The following is a 15834-nucleotide window of genomic DNA, read 5'->3' on the forward strand; positions in this document are numbered from 1 at the left end:
CAGACATGAGGTTAACACTACCGGATCCAACAAACATTCCCCCTCTCCAAGACCGGCAATCGTGTGTCATGCGAGCGGCAGGACACTGGCGCCTGCCATGTCGAGCGTCAGACGGTTGGCCGCCCATCCTTCGCCCGCCAGCTGTGCGACCTTGTCGGCCGCACTGTCCTCGGCCAGCGCGAGCACCGTGGGGCCCGCGCCGGAGATGACCGCGGGCACACCGTCCGCCCGCAGCCTGCTGACCAGGGCCGCGCTCTCGGGCATCGCCGGAGCCCGGTACTCCTGGTGGATACGGTCCTCGGTCGCGGCGAACAGCAGCTCGGGCTGCCTGGTCAGTGCCTCGAGGAGCAGGGCCGCACGGCCCGCGTTCGCCGCCGCGTCCACATGGGGGACCGTACGCGGCAGGAGGCCGCGCGCGGTCTCGGTGAGGACCGGTTTCGCGGGCACGAAAACCACCGGAACGATGGATTCCGCAGGCTCCATCCTGATGGCCCGTGCCGCCCCCGCCTCCGTCCACGCCACCGTGAATCCGCCCATGAGGCAAGCGGCGACGTTGTCCGGGTGCCCCTCGATCTCGGTGGCCAGTTCGAGGAGCGCCGTGTCGTCGAGCTTCTCGGCACCGCCTATCGTCACCGCGCGGGCGGCGGTAATCCCCGCGCAGATGGCGGCGGATGAGGAGCCCAGACCACGGCCGTGCGGAATGCGGTTGGCACAGACCACCTCCAGACCGCGCGGCTGCCCGCCGAGCAGATCGAACGCCGTCCGCAGGGACCGTACGAGCAGATGGCGCTCGTCCCGGGGGAGGGTGTCCGCCCCCTCACCCGCGATGTCGATGTGCAGGCCGGAGTCCGCCACGCGGACGACCACGTCGTCGTACAGCCCCAGGCCGAGGCCGAAGGAGTCGAAGCCCGGGCCGAGATTGGCGCTGGTGGCGGGGGTGCGCACCCGTACGGCGGCGGCGCGGAAGGCGGGACCGGCCATCGCTCGATGACTCTCCTTGGTGTGGATCTTCAGAACTGCCCCTGGGCGTCCCCGGGACGCATCCCCTGGCCCGGCGGCAGCGCCGCGCATCCAGGGCGGAAGGCTGCAGCGGGGCGGGGTTCGACTGCCAGCCTATCGAAGGAAGGTTCCTCTCCGACATAGGGCGCACGGGAGGCGCACGAAGCGTGTCGCGTCTCCTGCCGTGCTTCCCCGGTGCGTTTCCGCTCTCACCGGCGGTTTCCGGCTCGCCCACCGACGGTCATGCTTGCGCTCTCACCGGCGGTTTCCGGCTCGCCCACCGACGGTCATGCCAGGCCCAGCCGTTCGGCCGCGGCGTCCGCGTCCACCGGCACCGTGACGGGCTGCGGCGCCCCCGCCACCGCCCAGTCCGGATCCTTCAGACCGTTGCCGGTGACCGTGCAGACGATACGCCGGCCCGGCTCGACCTTGCCCTGTTCGGCGGCCTTCAGCAGCCCGGCGACGCTCGCCGCCGAGGCCGGCTCGACGAACACGCCCTCCTGCGAGGCCAGCAGGCGGTACGCCGACAGGATTTGACGATCCGTCACCTCGTCGATGAACCCGCCCGACTCGTCCCGCGCCTGCTCCGCCTGCGCCCAGGACGCCGGGTTGCCGATCCGGATCGCGGTCGCGATGGTCGCCGGCTCCTTCACCGGGGCGCCGCGTACGATCGGAGCCGCGCCCGAGGCCTGGTAGCCCCACATCTGCGGGCGCTGCGAGGCGTCGCCGCTCTCCGCATACTCACGGTAGCCACGCCAGTACGCGGTGATGTTGCCCGCGTTGCCGACGGGCAGCACATGGATGTCCGGCGCGTCGCCCAGCGCGTCGACGATCTCGAACGACGCGGTCTTCTGCCCCTCGATGCGATACGGATTGACCGAGTTGACCAGCGCGACCGGGTACTTCTCGGACAGCCCGCGGGCCAGCGTCAGGCAGTCGTCGAAGTTCCCGTCGACCTGCAGGATGCGGGCGCCGTAGACCAGGGCCTGACCCATCTTGCCCAGCGCGATCTTCCCCTGCGGCACGAGCACGGCGCACACCATCCCGGCCCGTACGGCGTACGCGGCGGCCGAGGCGGAGGTGTTGCCCGTGGAGGCGCAGATGACGGCCTGCGCGCCCTCTTCCTTGGCGTGCGTGATGGCCATCGTCATGCCGCGGTCCTTGAAGGACCCGGTGGGGTTGGCGCCCTCGACCTTGAGGTGGACGTCGCAACCGGTGCGCTCGGAGAGCACCTGAGCGGGCACCAGCGGCGTACCGCCCTCGCGGAGCGTGACGACCGGCGTCTTCGGGGTCACCGGGAGGCGGTCACGATACTCCTCGATGATGCCGCGCCACTGGTGGGTGCCGGTGGGCCGGTCGACGATTGCAGGCATGGTTCCTTGACTCCCTATTCCCCTTCGACCCGCATGATGCTGGCGACGTCGCGTACGGTGTCGAGTTGCCGCAGCGCCTCGACGACCGCCGAGAGAGCGGCGTCCGGCGCCCGGTGGGTGACGACCACGAGCGAGGCCTCCCCGTCCTTGCCCTGCTGGCGGACGGTGTCGATGGACACGTGGTGCTCGGCGAAGACCGTGGAGACCTGGGCCAGAACGCCCGGCTTGTCGGCCACGTCGAGGCTGATGTGGTAGCGCGTGACGACCTCGCCCATGTGGCCGACCGGCAGTTGCGTGTACGCCGATTCGCCCGGGCCCGTCGTCTCCCCCACCTTGTTGCGGCAGACGGCGACGAGATCGCCAAGGACGGCGGACGCGGTCGGCGGGCCCCCCGCACCCGGCCCGTAGAACATCAGCCGGCCGGCGGCGTCCGCCTCGACGAACACCGCGTTGTACGCCTCGCGCACGGAGGCGAGCGGGTGGGTCAGCGGGATCATCGCCGGGTGCACGCGCGCGGTGACCGACCGCCCGTCGGCGGCGCGCTCGCAGATCGCCAGCAGCTTGACCGTGCAGCCCATGCGTTTCGCGGAGACGATGTCGGCCGTGGTGACCTCGGTGATGCCCTCGCGGTGCACGTCCTCGATGGTCACGCGAGTGTGGAAGGCGATCCCGGCGAGGATCGCGGCTTTGGCCGCGGCGTCGAAGCCCTCGACGTCGGCGGTCGGGTCGGCTTCCGCGTATCCGAGGGCGGTGGCCTCGTCGATCGCCTCGCTGTAGCCGGCGCCGGTGGTGTCCATCTTGTCGAGGACGTAGTTGGTGGTGCCGTTGACGATGCCCAGCACACGATTGACCTTGTCGCCCGCGAGCGATTCGCGCAGCGGACGCACCAGCGGGATGGCGCCGGCCACGGCCGCCTCGTAGTAGAGGTCGGCGCCGTGCTGTTCGGCCGCGGCGTGCAGGGCCGCGCCGTCCTCGGCGAGCAGGGCCTTGTTGGCCGTGACGACGCTGGCACCGTACGCGAAGGCCGTGGTGATGAGGTTGCGGGCCGGCTCCAGGCCGCCGATGACCTCGATCACCACGTCGATGTCGCCCCGCTTGACCAGCGCGGTGGCGTCGGTGGTGACCAGTTCGGAGGGCACGCCCTCGCGCTCCCGGCCGGGGCGGCGTACGGCGATCCCGGCCAGCTCGACCGGGGCGCCGACGCGTGCCGCGAGGTCGTCCGCGTGCGTCGTCATGAGGCGCGCCACCTCTGAGCCGACCACTCCACAGCCCAGCAGCGCCACCTTCAGCGGACGCGTACGCATCATCCGACCTCACTTCCCTGCCAATAGGTGCTGAACCAGTCTCACTCACCGGACCGGACTTTCTATCCCCGTTCCAGAATCCGAGACTCACATCCCGGAATACGGTTCCGGCCGCCGCGGTGTCCTCCCGTGCCCAACCACCGCATCCCCTCTGCACCGGCCGCCGCCCGGGCCCCCTTCCGCCCAGGCCCACCCGGCGCTCACCCGACGTCCAGGCGCAGCAGGTCCTCCTCGGTCTCGCGCCGCACGATCACCCGCGCCCCGCCGTCGTTGACCGCGACCACCGGCGGACGCAGCGCGTGGTTGTAATTGCTCGCCATGGAACGGCAGTAGGCACCGGTGGCGGGAACGGCGATCAGGTCACCGGTCGCCAGATCGGCGGGCAGGAAGGCGTCGCGTACGACGATGTCGCCGGACTCGCAGTGCTTGCCGACGACACGGGCGCGCATCGGCTCGGCGCCGGAGCGGCGGGAGACGAGGGCGACGCTGTACTCGGCGTCGTAGAGGGCGGTACGGATGTTGTCGGACATGCCGCCGTCCACGCTCACGTATGTCCGCAGGCCCGGCAGCGGCTTGACCGTGCCGACCTCGTAGAGCGTGAAGGCGGTGGGGCCGACGATCGCGCGGCCCGGCTCGACCGAGATTCGGGGCACGGCCAGGCCGGCGGACTCGCACTCGCGGGTGACGATCTCCCCGAGGGCCTTGGCGATCTCGTGCGGCTCCCGGGGGTCGTCCTCCGAGGTGTACGCGATGCCGAGACCGCCGCCGAGGTCGATCTCGGGCAGCTCGACCCCGTGCTCGTCGCGCACCTTCCGCAGCAGCCCCACGACGCGGTGGGCCGCCACCTCGAAGCCGGAGGTGTCGAAGATCTGCGAGCCGATGTGCGAGTGGATTCCGACGAGTTCGAGGTGCTCCAGGCCGAACACACGTCGTACGGCCTCGGCCGCCTGTCCGTGCGCGAGCGGGACGCCGAACTTCTGATCCTCGTGCGCGGTCGCGATGAACTCGTGGGTGTGCGCCTCGACGCCGACCGTGACCCGGATCTGCACGCGCTGGCGCTTGCCGAGCTGCTCGGCGATGTGCGCGACGCGGACGATCTCCTGGAACGAGTCGAGGACGATCCGGCCGACGCCCTCCTCGACGGCCCGGCGGATCTCCTCGGTGCTCTTGTTGTTGCCGTGCAGGGCGATGCGCTCGGCGGGCATGCCCGCGGCGAGCGCGGTGGCGAGCTCGCCGCCGGAGCAGACGTCGAGGTTCAGGCCCTCCTCGTACAACCAGCGGACGACGGCGCGGGAGAGGAACGCCTTGCCCGCGTAGAAGACGTCGGCACCGTCCCCGAACGCCTGGCGCCAGGCGCGGCAGCGGGCGCGGAAGTCCTCCTCGTCGAGGATGTAGGCCGGGGTGCCGAACTCCTCGGCGAGCTGCTTGACGTCGCGGCCGCCGACGGTGACGACACCCTCGGCGTCGCGCGCGACCGTACGGGACCACACGCGCGGGTCCAGCTCGTTGAGGTCGGCGGGCGGTGCGGTGTAGTGGCCCTCGGGGAGAACGTCGGCGTAGCGGGGGCCGGCGGGGTGGGCGGAGCGGCTCATGGGTCCAATCTTTCCTCGGTCCTCGTCAGAGGTGTGCGGGGGCGGTGATGCCGAGCAGGTGCAGGCCGCCTGCGAGCACCGTCCCGGCCGCCTGGGCGAGGGCGACGCGGGCTCGGTGGGCGGCCTCGGGTTTCTCGTCACCGCGAGGGAGGACGGGGCTGATCGCCTGGAGGCGGAGGAATGCGTCGGCCGTCGCCTCGAGGTGCCGCGCGACCCGGTCGGGCGCGCGGAGGCGGGCGGCGGAGGCGAGGACGCCGGGGTACTCGGCGAGGAGTGCGGCGGGGTGGCCGCCGTTCGGGGCGGGGGCGGCGGGGGCCGCCTTCGGGTCGCCGTCTGCCGGATCGGGGGCCGACGGGTCGGGGGTGATGCCCAGATCGGCAGCGTTGCGCAGAAGGGCGCAGGCGCGGGCATGAGCGTACTGGACCCGGAAGAGTGGATTGCAATCGCGCTGGACGAGCAGCTCCGCGGGATCCGTACGGGGGTGGTCGTGGGCCACGGGTCGCAGGAGCGCCCAGCGCGTGGCGTCGGGCCCGAGGGTCTGCAGGAGTTCGACGGCTGGAAGCGGGGCGGGGACGGGGCGGACACGGACGGAGGGGACGGGGCGGCCGCAGAGGGAGTGGACGGGAGGGACGCGGACGGAGGGGCCGGGGCTGATGTGGACGGAGGCATCGTCGCCCACGCTCGGGCCGCTGTGCAGGGCATGGCCGCTGTACAGGGCATGGATGCCGAGCCCTGCGGCCCAGACGGGATCGGGCCCGCGGTCGCAGAGGAGCCGGACGTTCGTGGCTCCCTGGGTGCGGAGGATCCGGGCGAGGGCGTCGGCGGTGACGGCGGCACGGATCTCACGGGCGAAGCGCAGCTCGACGGCGGCGGGCAGCCCGGCCAGGGTGTCTCCGTACCCGTACGAGGCGCCTGCCGCGAGGACGTCCCGGACGACGGCGCTGTGACCGCCGCCTTCGAGGGTGATGTTGAGAAAGCCGGGCTCGGCGATCTCGACCCGCGCGACGCCGGCGCTCTCCTCGATCCGGCGGCGGAGAATCTCGGCGACCTGGCGGGGCGGACGGCCCGCGTGCGGGGCGAGCTGCAGCGCGACATTGGTCGCGTAGTCCCCGCAACCGGGCCGCGGCGGCCGCCGCACGACGACGCGCGCCGGGACCGGCGCACGCAGCTCACCAGCCTCGACGGCACGACGCACAGTGCGGAGCACGGTGCGGGAGAGCTCGGCGGGGGTCACGTGACAAGCGTATGGGAGGTGGGGGGTGCGTCCGCGAACAGGTTTCCCGGGCGGCGGAAGCGCAGGGGGAGGGTAGGGGGTACGCGGGTGCGAACGGGGGGGCGGGCGATCCGGCACGCACGGACTGCACGCGGGGGCGGGGTAGCGGCGCGGGGGGGGCGGGCGGACTGCGCACGGCGCGACGCGAACGGGCCGGCGCGGTGGAGCCATGCCCGGTGCGAGGGGAGCCATGTGCGACGTCGGCGGGCTGGGACCCGGTGCGAGAGGCTCGGCGCGGGCGCGGCTCGGGCCGAGTCGGAACGGACCCGGCTCAGCGCCAGGTCTGTGGCCGGTTCTGGCGTGCCCGGCTCGAGCGCGGCTGAAGCGCGGGGAGGGCTCGCACGGCACCGGCCGCGGACAGTGCGGACAGTAAGGCCCGTACGCCTGACTCAGCCGGCGGGGCGGACGGCGGGCTTGGCTCCGCCACCCCCACCGTCGGGCCCGCGAAGACATGAATCGGCGGCTCCCGCGGCGGTGGGCCGGGCGAGCCGACGCACGAGCCGTACGAGATCGGCGGGCTCGAACGGCTTCGCCAGGAACGCGGCCACACCTACCGATTGCCCGCTGTCGACCTCGAGTTGAGTGCATGCGCTGACGATCGCGACGGGGATGTGCCGCGTGCTCGGATCGGCATGCAGCCGTGCCGCGGTGCGCAGCCCGTCGAGTCTGGGCATGACGACATCGAGCGTGATGACATGGGGCCGGACGCGCTGCACGATGTCCAGGCACTCGGCACCATCGGCCGCGGTCACGACCTCGAACCCCTCGAGTTCGAGATTGACCCTGATCAGCTGCCGGATGACCTTGTTGTCGTCGACGACAAGGACCCGACCCGTCGAGCCAGGCACAACTCGAGAGTAGGTCGAGGACTCCGGCTGCGTCCGGGTTTTGCCCACTTCCGACACCTGCGGGGGATCCCGTGGGATGCGTCATCTCCCGGAAAACCCTGTTCATGGGCACCCCTAGGGAACTGGTAGGGTTCTACACATCGCCGCAACGCGACGTGTCGCCCCCGTAGCTCAGGGGATAGAGCAACGGCCTCCGGAGCCGTGTGCGCAGGTTCGAATCCTGCCGGGGGCACTTCGCCTCAACCAGCACGAAGATGCGGTTGACCAGCGCAGATGCCAAGCATGAAGAGCGGGAATCAGTCTCACTGGGTCCCGCTCTTTGTCGTTGCTGCACGCTGAACGCGACAGACCTGCGATAGACGCCTGACGTGCTATCCGTCTGTCTCCATGGCTTCCAAGGTCCGCATGTGCCGGATCAGATAGTGCAGCCCGACAGGGACGAAGCGGCGCGTCCGAGGTGCTGCGGCGTCGAGCCAGATGAGGAACTCGGCAACGACTGTGTTCGTGTCACGCCACTTCCAGCCAGGCACCGACGCCCATCCACCGCCTTCAGAATTGGGGACACGCCACTGAAGGGCTCCGCCTCCGTCGCCGTAGTCAATCGCGGTCCCCCGCCCCAAGATGAACACTCCGTCAAGAGGACGAAGGTGGGGGTCAGCACCACCCGGCCCCGGGACGAGGTCGGGCTTGTCCAACCACTCCATGAGGGTCTCCATCGCAACAACGCTCTCGAAGGCGAAGAGAAAGTAGGGTGGGCACTCGTAAAACCTCGCAGCGTCCGACTCGTTCGTGAATCGACTGTCACCGCCCGAATGCTAATTTCGAAGCTTCTTGAAGACGGCCGCCTTCTTGAGGGTGTCGTCCAGATCGTCCAGCGTGAGCCTTGACTTGATCTCGCCTGCCGCAGAGACACCCTCGATCAGGAACACCCCGGGATCATGGATGCCGCTTCGAAACGGTTGATCAATATTGGCGACAACCACATCTGTCTGGGTGGAAGTCTGGTCATGCAAGTCCAGCACTTCGCCGGTTCCCACGGTGAAATGGCGAGGCAAGTGCCGATCTAGGAATTCCCGGAAAGCGCACTCCACCACATCGCCACGGAGACCCGCGTGTTTGAAAGCGCTTCTGCTCTCTTCGAGAGCAGCAGAAAGCTTGCGGTCCTGAGACCTCAGCATCGCGACCAGGTTTCGGTTGAGCACGCAAGCCCCTTCCCGTACATGCCTGTTGGGGGTTAACCCCCAACAGGGAGCGGAGGTTGGATCCGACAACGTAACACCCAGGCGAGTCCAGTTCCGCTTCAATCTTCCTGTTCATGGCCTCGTCCTGGCGGTAGATGCACACTTCGTAGACGGGGTGGATCACCTCGGGTGAATTGCCTACCCGACGCGCGACCTCGGCCACGGGCACTCCGGCGTTGAGCCACGTCGTGATACAGGCATGCCGTAGGTCGCACGGCCGCCCTCCGAGGGTGGACCCCTGAAGATCCGGCGCGAGCGCGTACTCCCGAGCGTCCCGCCACACGCGCCAATGGGTGCTGCCCACGAGACCGCCGCTCGTTCGTGAACAGCCGCCCGTCCTTGACGGTGCCGAACTCCTTCAGGTGGGCACGGAGCATGTAAACCAGCGGCCGGGGGGGGTCGGGACTGGCCGATCTTCCTTGGCCTCTCTCGACTTCAGACCGCGCTTGTCGTGGCGCTCTCCGCTATCTGTCCACTGCTTGCCCGACACGGGGTGCGTGTCGTGGAGTGTTAGAGCGCCCCACCCCCTTCTCCGGGAGGAAGCAATCAGCCTTCCTGAGGCCCACAGCCTCACTCGAGCGCTGTCCCGCGAAGTACATGACCGCGTAGAAGCCCACCAGGCGACGGCCCTTCTTGCGGTCCCATGTCCCGATGTAGGAGACCCCGGCCAGGAGTTGACCCGCCTGCGTCTTGTTCACGAGAACACGGGGTCCACACGATCCGATGAGGAACTCTTCACCTTCTTGATTGCGGTGAGCGGGTTCTCCGTCAGAAGCTTGCACTCGATGGCGTATTCAACACCGTGTTGAGCGCTCGCCGACGGCGACGCGAGGTCTCCGCCGCTGCGGGGGTGTCGTCCAGTTCGAAGGCGATCCGGTTCCGAGTGAACGGCGGCGCGTAGGAAAGAACGCGCGCGCTTGACGCCTATCGACCCTAGAGTCGATAGGCGATTCTCTCGTCTCGTAGCGCTTTCAGGATCACCTGTAGCTCTTGCTTGCGCACAAGGGAGCAATCCGGGCTACTGATCTCCGCTTCGACCGTCGCGATCGCCTTGGCGTTCTGATTTCGAATCTCGCGCTGCTCCAGCTTCGCAAATATCCAGCTCATGATGACGGTGAAGGCGATGGCCACGACTGGGGCAAGATAGAGAAACAGCTTGCCCCAGACTCTTTCGGGTCCCAGATTATCGGCGAATGCAGCCAATCCGATACCCGTCCCAGCACCACCGAACGAAGCATTCATCTGGTCGGCGTTGAAGACTCTACGAGGCTGAGAAGTCAACGCTGCAACCCCGTTGCTTCCTGCGCCTGCGGCTTGAGTTGACACAGGATCAGCTACCCTCGCGAGGCCGCGTTTGAAGTTGCTCCAAGTATTTCGCAGCTTCCGTGGGGTTGGAGAGGTCCAAAGTCACTTCCGCCCCGCCAACCCTCATTCGCACGCGTCTTGGGTGCCGCGACCGTAACCAGGCAAAGACCAAGCGGAACAAGGTAGAAAGAAATCCGCCGACACCGACGACGGCCGCAAGTGTTATGAACTCCATTTCCCCCCTAGCGATTACGGATGCCAAGGCACGCCCAGCACCTCGAATGCCGAACGGCCATCCGATGCTGACCAGCAACCATCTTCCCCCGTCACAGGCCGCATTGCCCACCGTTCAGCGCCGATTCGTCCGAACTCGGGCCGATCACACCGACGGTGAGAGGTCCTCACTGGAGCGCATCGTAGGCGGCGGAGTCATCTCCGAGCTCGGTCGATCAACCAACGCGCCCAGGCCCACCAATACAGCCGCCCCGGCTCCGTACGCCGGAAGCCACCGGGTAGTCTCGCCGCGACCGCGTTCATCCGCGAGCGACAGCGGGGGCTCTGCACCCATGTCATCGACAGCCGCGGTGCGAGCCGCCGGAAGATCCCGTCAATGAAGACTCGGGTGCTGTGGGTCGGGCGCGATGCTTCAACAGAGCGCGGTCATCGGGTGGTTCAGCGGCATTGTGGTCGAGCTGCCGTGGTGACCCGTGGCGGAGGACGGCCCCGAGCGGTCGGTCCGCGGCCCACGTCAGCCCCAGGGGGCGAGAGAAGGCGAGAGCCCGTCTCACTCCGTGTCGATCGCCGTCAGGAACGGGTCGCCCAGAGAGGCCGTGCGTTCGTCGTAGCCCGCTGCCTTCAGAGCTTCGCCGGCGATGGACAGCACCTCCAGGCAGGCCGCTTCGCTGTCCTCGGCGTCCACTTCCAGCCGCAGGATGAACGTGCCGTTGGAGTCGTCGACGCTCAGGACGTCCAGTTGTGGGGGTACGGCGCCGACCTCTTCGGGGTCGGCGCCCTGAAGGGCCGTGAGCAGACGCGACTTCGCGTCGGCCCCCAGGGGTTCGGTGAAGGTTCCGGGGATGGAGACGATGAAGTTGGTCATGCCACTCCCTTACCCGCCTCCGACCGTCCGCTCGGGGAATTCGCCCGACCGGCGTCCAGCCCCGGGCTGCGGCGCCCCCACCATCATGACGGCATACGAGGGTGCGGCGTCCTTCGAGCCATGTGCCTATGACTCGAAGGACGCCGGGATGCGCAGGGGAGAAAACCCCTAGTAGACCTCGTTGACCCACTCGGGGTGGTCGATGAACGGGTTCCGGTTGTGCTGGAACTTCTCGAATATCAGGTCGTTGCGCTTCTTCTCGAAGTCGTCCGGCGGGTCCTGCTTGCTCCACTCCTTCAGGACCGACAGTCGGCCGATGTGCGGAGCCTTGCCGTTGTCGACCTTGTCGTTGGGCTCGAGGTCGGGGAAGTCGTCGTCTCCGTCGTAGCGCACTCCCATGTAAAGGATCATGCGTGCGACGTCACCCTTGACCTCGTCGCGCGGTTCCCAGGAGTCCTCGTCGGTGTAATTGCCCGGGGCCTCCTCGACTTCCTGGCCGCCCTCGTCGAAGTCCTTGTTGTTGCGCGTGCTGTTCACTGTCACGTCGGCTGGACGCAGGTGGTGGAGGTCGGTGCCTGGCCCGGTCGCCGTACCGAAGTCGCCGTGCGACTTTGCCCAGACGTGCTCGCGGTTCCAGTCGTCGTTTCCGGTGCCGTTGCTGTCCTTGCTCTGCGAACGGCCGGTGTAGAGGAGGATGACGTTCGACGAGTTCTGGGGGTCCTCGTCGGTGACCTTCAGTGCGTCCCAGACCTCGTCGTACGAGAGCTTCGTCTGGTCGCTGATGATGGTGTGGAGCGCCTTCTTGAGCTCAGGGCCGGTCTTGCCCTCCGCGTCCTTGTAGTAGTCGTCGGGACCGTCGGCCGTTTGCTGTGCCGCCACCGGCGGCTTCGGCGGTGCCTGGGTGGCGATCGCCGATGCGGGGAGGGCGATTCCGGCTATCACCGCACCAGCGGCTATGAGAGGCAGCGGCTTGAGCCGCTGCGGGCGAAGGACGGACATATGTGGGGGGTGTCCTCTCCCAGACAGGCGCGCCCGTCCACCCGTAACAACTCGCGGTGGGGGACGCGATGTGACGGTAAATCGAACACCTTCGAGCTTTCCATGGCCCGAGCCTCACCGTGTGTACGTGGTGAAACGGTTCTGTGATGACACTGAGATGACGCCCCAACTAGGTAACGTCTGCTCACGACCGGGACGGATGTGGCGTGGTGGGCTCTGGCGGTACGGCGGAGATCGGCATGCGTGTCGGCGCGTGTCCCCCCTTGGGGATCTCCGCCGTCACCACGACCGCTTCACCGATGCTCAAGGAAATGCGATGCGTTCTCGTCTCTCGCTCTATGCCGCAGGCGCGCTGCTCGCCGCGTGCAGCCTGGTCCTCTCGGGCTGCACGCGGACGAGGACTCCGCCGGCGCGCCTGCCTCGTCCGCCACTTCCGCGGAGGACGGAAAGGACGGCGGCAACTCGTCGAACGGCACGGGCGGTACGTCCGGCGATGGCGAGGACAACGGCACCTCGGGGTCGGGCCAGGACGGCGAGGGCGAGAGTCTCCACAAGCCGGACGCACCCGCGTGCACGGACAAGAACACGACCGTGACCATCGCTGCTTCCAACGGCACGGGCAAGGCGCACGTCAACCTTGTGAACAACGGGGGCAGCGCGTGCTCCATCGTCGGCATCCCGTCCGTCGAGCTGCTGTCCGCGGATGGCGAGACCCTCAACCCGGACGCGGCCGAGGATGAGAACCAACATGTCCTTCTCGTCGAGGTGGACGCGGGGGGCACCGCCACCGCCGAACTCACCTACGAGGGCGGCACGGTGAGCGAGGGCGGCTCACAGGATGGGATCACCTGCGGGAACGAGGCCGTCAGCGCCGTCGTCTCCCTCGAGGACAAGCAGTGGAAGGCCGAGGTCCGTACCAACGAGTCGGGCGGCATCGAGAACTCCGTGCCCGGCGGCATGATCGTGTGCGACTCGAAGTCCACCGTGGGGCCGTTCCACGAGTGACGTGGAACTCCTGACTCGGAAAATCCCCGACTCGAAGACCCCCTGACTCGGCAAACCCCCCCGACTCGGAAAACCCCTGACTCGGGAAATCCCTGCGCATTCCGCACCGGCCGCGGCCCCTCGCACGCCGCGGCGCCCGGCGGGCCCGGCACGGGCTGCGGGGCCCGCACACGTACGGGCCCGGCACCGGCTGCAGGGCCCCCACAAGCGGCGGCACGTCTGAGCGGATCGTGCCGCTTGTGTACGGAGCGGCGGAGGATGCGAGCCCCCCGCCGCCCCGTACACCCTTCACGGGCTGCCGTGGCGTATCAGCAGGGTCGGTGCGCCCGAAGCGGTGTGCGCCGCCGGGCCTGCTTCAACGCCCGGCAGTCGGTGCCCCCTACTCCCCCGCGTACACCTTCTCCAGCGCCGCGATGTCGAACTTCTTCATCCCGAACATCGCCGCGGTGGTCCGCCTCGCCTTCTCCGGGTCCTCGTCCCCGATCATCTCGATGAGCCGGGCCGGAACCACTTGCCAGGACACCCCGTACTTGTCCTTCAGCCAGCCGCAGGCGACCTCCTCGCCGCCCTCCGTGAGCCGGTTCCAGTAGTAGTCGACCTCGTCCTGGTCGGCGCAGTGGATCTGGAAGGAGACGGCTTCGTTGAAGGTGAACTCCGGTCCGCCGTTCAGGGCGACGAACTTCTGGCCATTGAGCTCGAACTCCACGACCATCACCGATCCCGCCGGCCCCGGTCCCGCTTCGGTGTAGCGGCCGATCCTCCCGAGCTTGGAGTCCTTGAAGATCGAGAGATAGTGGTGCGCCGCCTCTTCCGCCTGTCCGTCGAACCAGAGGCAGGTGGTGAATCCATCGGTGGCCATGGGGTCCTCCTCGCGTATCGGCCTGCTTATCCGTACAGACCCGTGCCGCGGCGGAAACTCATCGGTCCCGGGACGATGGAGCCGGGGCGGGGAGCGGAAGCCCGGTGCACGGACGGTGCACGGACGGTACGCGGACCCATACGCGGACCGATACGCGGACCGGTGACCGTACGCGTACGAGCGTCTGGCCCGCGCCACCCCCGCCCGCCACCGGCACTCCGCCGTCTGCGCTCGAGCTGCGGCCCGCGGGCAGGACCGGGCGGGACGCGCGGCAGAACCGGCCGTAAGCCAGGTGCTCCGGAAGCCCCCTCCGCCCCCGCCGGTGTTGATACCGAAGCGATACGCCGGGTGAAGTGGACGTCACAAGGGGATGCGGGAGAGACTGCACCGTCGCGCCGCCTGACGAAGAATTCGGCGTGGCGCACGGGATTGAGAAGGACAAGGGCGGTATTGGCAGTGCAGCCGCGGTACTTGGGAATAGTGACGGCCGGTGTCGCGGCCATGCTGGCCTCCACCCTGTCGGGCTGCGGCCAGAGCGAGGCCGCCGGATCCGGCGATGCCACCATCAAGCTGGTGGCGGCGGAATACGGCGACCGGTCGGGCAACAGCTCGAAGCGGTACTGGGACCAGTTGGCCGGGGAATTCGAATTCAAGCATCCCGGCATATCGGTGGATGTCGACGTCTACACCTGGAAGGAGGTCGACAAGAAGGTCGCCGCCATGGTGAAGGCGGGCCACGCCCCGGACATCGCGCAGATCGGCTCGTACGCCGACTACGCCGCGCAGAACAAGCTCTACCGCGCCGACGAAATGCTCTCCATCCCCACCCAGGCCGGATTCATCCCCGCGCTCGCCGACGCCGGAAAGGTGCGTCGCATCCAGTACGGGCTACCGTTCGTCGCGAGCACGCGCGTCCTTTTCTACAACAAGGACCTGTTCGCCAAGGCCGGCCTGTCCGGTCCGCCGAAGACCTGGGACGAGCTGGCCTCGGACGCCGAGGCGCTCGAACGGGCCGGGGTGAAGACTCCGTACGCCCTGCCGCTCGGCCCGGAGGAGCCGCAGGCCGAGACGCTGAACTGGATGCTCAGCGGCGGCGCCTACCACGACGACATCGGCAGCTACACCATCGACTCACCCCAGAACATCAGGACGTTCACCTGGCTTCGGGACGCGCTGGTCGGCGAGGGCCTCACCAACCGCGACCCGGGTTCCATGAACCGGCAGGACGCTTTCGACGCCTTCACGCGTGGCGATGCCGCGATGCTCAACGGGCACCCGACGCTGATGCAGCTCGCGCAGGAGAACGGCATCGACTTCGGCATGGCGCCGCTGCCCGGCAGGAACGGCCGGTCCAAGGCGACCACGGGGGTGGCCGACTGGATGATGGCCTTCCGGCAGAACGGCCACCGCGAGGAGATCGGCACGTTCCTCGACTTCGTATACAGCAAGAGAAACGTTTTGAAATTCGCCGACCAGTACGACCTCCTGCCGGTGACCACCGACGCCTCGGAGGCGATGCGCGCGGACGAGAACAACAAGGCGGTCTGGAAGTTCCTCGACGAACTTCCGACGGCCCGGAGCTACCCTGTGGGCAAGAGGTCATGGAGCGCGGTCGCCGCACGGCTCAAGTCGGAGATCGGGGACGCGGTGACAAAGGACGGCGACCCGGCGAGCGTGCTGGGGTCGCTGCAGCGCGAGGCGGAGACGACGGAGAACGCGGCGTCGTCCTCGTGAGGCCCTGATGCACCGAGGGTCCCAACTGCCGCCGGGTACACGGCCGCACGGCAAGCACGCCCGGCCGCACAGCAGGCACGACCCGACCACACCGCAAGAACACCCCGCCGCACAGCAGGCACGACCCGACCACACCGCAAGAACACCCCGCCGCACAGCAGGCACGACCCGACCACACCGCAAGAACACCCCGCCGCACAGCA

At 68.6% G+C, this 15834-nt stretch carries 14 protein-coding genes and 1 tRNA gene; 3 read left to right on the top strand and 12 right to left on the bottom strand.

Features of this window, described 5'->3' with window-relative positions; genetic code table 11:
* Positions 1–66: 66 nt before the first annotated feature.
* From thrB to AB0M26_RS05835, 6 genes are all read right to left on the bottom strand, one after another.
* Complete coding sequence (gene thrB / locus AB0M26_RS05810; RefSeq protein ID WP_365255049.1) at positions 67–981, bottom strand: homoserine kinase; 915 nt, start codon at positions 979–981, stop codon at positions 67–69.
* A 305-nt stretch (positions 982–1286) separates the two neighbouring features.
* On the bottom strand, positions 1287–2372 hold the full coding sequence (gene thrC, locus AB0M26_RS05815) for a threonine synthase (RefSeq protein ID WP_365255052.1): 1086 nt from the start codon (positions 2370–2372) through the stop codon (positions 1287–1289).
* A 14-nt stretch (positions 2373–2386) separates the two neighbouring features.
* On the bottom strand, positions 2387–3679 hold the full coding sequence (locus tag AB0M26_RS05820; protein ID WP_365255055.1) for a homoserine dehydrogenase: 1293 nt from the start codon (positions 3677–3679) through the stop codon (positions 2387–2389).
* Positions 3680–3876: 197 nt separating this feature from the next.
* Positions 3877–5268, bottom strand: coding sequence for a diaminopimelate decarboxylase (gene lysA / locus AB0M26_RS05825; RefSeq protein WP_365255058.1), 1392 nt, complete (start codon positions 5266–5268; stop codon positions 3877–3879).
* 25 nt (positions 5269–5293) lie between these two features.
* Positions 5294–6502 carry an ArgS-related anticodon-binding protein NrtL gene (gene nrtL / locus AB0M26_RS05830; RefSeq protein ID WP_365255061.1) on the bottom strand — a complete coding sequence of 403 codons (1209 nt, stop codon included), beginning with the start codon at positions 6500–6502 and terminating at the stop codon, positions 5294–5296.
* A gap of 428 nt (positions 6503–6930) precedes the next feature.
* A complete protein-coding gene (locus tag AB0M26_RS05835; RefSeq protein ID WP_365255064.1) occupies positions 6931–7437 on the bottom strand; it encodes a response regulator in 507 nt (168 codons plus the stop codon).
* Positions 7438–7549: 112 nt separating this feature from the next.
* Here AB0M26_RS05835 and AB0M26_RS05840 point away from each other — a divergent pair.
* Positions 7550–7621: transfer RNA gene (locus AB0M26_RS05840), tRNA-Arg, on the top strand.
* Between the two features lie 583 nt (positions 7622–8204).
* Here AB0M26_RS05840 and AB0M26_RS05845 read toward each other — a convergent pair.
* The 5 genes from AB0M26_RS05845 to AB0M26_RS05865 all read right to left on the bottom strand — a co-directional run bounded on the left by AB0M26_RS05845 (position 8205) and on the right by AB0M26_RS05865 (position 12033).
* Entirely contained in the window at positions 8205–8591 is a 387-nt protein-coding gene (locus AB0M26_RS05845) for a DUF6602 domain-containing protein (protein ID WP_365255067.1), read from the bottom strand.
* 972 nt (positions 8592–9563) lie between these two features.
* The gene (locus AB0M26_RS05850; RefSeq protein ID WP_365255070.1) at positions 9564–9872 is read right to left on the bottom strand and encodes a hypothetical protein; all 309 of its coding nucleotides are present in this window, start codon (positions 9870–9872) and stop codon (positions 9564–9566) included.
* 88 nt (positions 9873–9960) lie between these two features.
* Positions 9961–10281 carry a hypothetical protein gene (locus tag AB0M26_RS05855; RefSeq protein WP_365255073.1) on the bottom strand — a complete coding sequence of 107 codons (321 nt, stop codon included), beginning with the start codon at positions 10279–10281 and terminating at the stop codon, positions 9961–9963.
* 438 nt (positions 10282–10719) lie between these two features.
* Complete coding sequence (locus AB0M26_RS05860; protein ID WP_365255076.1) at positions 10720–11034, bottom strand: hypothetical protein; 315 nt, start codon at positions 11032–11034, stop codon at positions 10720–10722.
* A 168-nt stretch (positions 11035–11202) separates the two neighbouring features.
* Complete coding sequence (locus tag AB0M26_RS05865) at positions 11203–12033, bottom strand: endonuclease (protein WP_365255079.1); 831 nt, start codon at positions 12031–12033, stop codon at positions 11203–11205.
* Positions 12034–12396: 363 nt separating this feature from the next.
* Here AB0M26_RS05865 and AB0M26_RS05870 point away from each other — a divergent pair, with 363 nt between their 5' ends.
* Positions 12397–13038: a DUF4232 domain-containing protein gene (locus tag AB0M26_RS05870; RefSeq protein WP_365255082.1), complete on the top strand. Its 642-nt coding sequence runs from the start codon at positions 12397–12399 to the stop codon at positions 13036–13038.
* A gap of 379 nt (positions 13039–13417) precedes the next feature.
* On the opposite strand, the gene AB0M26_RS05875 is transcribed toward AB0M26_RS05870, so the two are convergent.
* On the bottom strand, positions 13418–13897 hold the full coding sequence (locus AB0M26_RS05875) for a VOC family protein (protein WP_365255084.1): 480 nt from the start codon (positions 13895–13897) through the stop codon (positions 13418–13420).
* Positions 13898–14353: 456 nt separating this feature from the next.
* Here AB0M26_RS05875 and AB0M26_RS05880 point away from each other — a divergent pair, with 456 nt between their 5' ends.
* Positions 14354–15631: an extracellular solute-binding protein gene (locus tag AB0M26_RS05880; RefSeq protein WP_365255270.1), complete on the top strand. Its 1278-nt coding sequence runs from the start codon at positions 14354–14356 to the stop codon at positions 15629–15631.
* Positions 15632–15834: the final 203 nt, after the last annotated feature.

Origin of the sequence: Streptomyces sp. NPDC051776 (assembly GCF_040681345.1) — a bacterium.
Taxonomy (GTDB): domain Bacteria; phylum Actinomycetota; class Actinomycetes; order Streptomycetales; family Streptomycetaceae; genus Streptomyces.

Excerpts from the sequence above, each read along its gene's own strand:
- AB0M26_RS05865 (WP_365255079.1), bottom strand. The coding sequence starts at position 12,033 with ATGTCCGTCCTTCGCCCGCAGCGGCTCAAGCCGCTGCCTCTCATAGCC.
- AB0M26_RS05850 (WP_365255070.1), bottom strand. The coding sequence starts at position 9,872 with ATGAATGCTTCGTTCGGTGGTGCTGGGACGGGTATCGGATTGGCTGCA.
- AB0M26_RS05820 (WP_365255055.1), bottom strand. The coding sequence starts at position 3,679 with ATGATGCGTACGCGTCCGCTGAAGGTGGCGCTGCTGGGCTGTGGAGTG.
- AB0M26_RS05860 (WP_365255076.1), bottom strand. The coding sequence starts at position 11,034 with ATGACCAACTTCATCGTCTCCATCCCCGGAACCTTCACCGAACCCCTG.
- lysA (WP_365255058.1), bottom strand. The coding sequence starts at position 5,268 with ATGAGCCGCTCCGCCCACCCCGCCGGCCCCCGCTACGCCGACGTTCTC.
- thrB (WP_365255049.1), bottom strand. The coding sequence starts at position 981 with ATGGCCGGTCCCGCCTTCCGCGCCGCCGCCGTACGGGTGCGCACCCCC.
- AB0M26_RS05875 (WP_365255084.1), bottom strand. The coding sequence starts at position 13,897 with ATGGCCACCGATGGATTCACCACCTGCCTCTGGTTCGACGGACAGGCG.
- thrC (WP_365255052.1), bottom strand. The coding sequence starts at position 2,372 with ATGCCTGCAATCGTCGACCGGCCCACCGGCACCCACCAGTGGCGCGGC.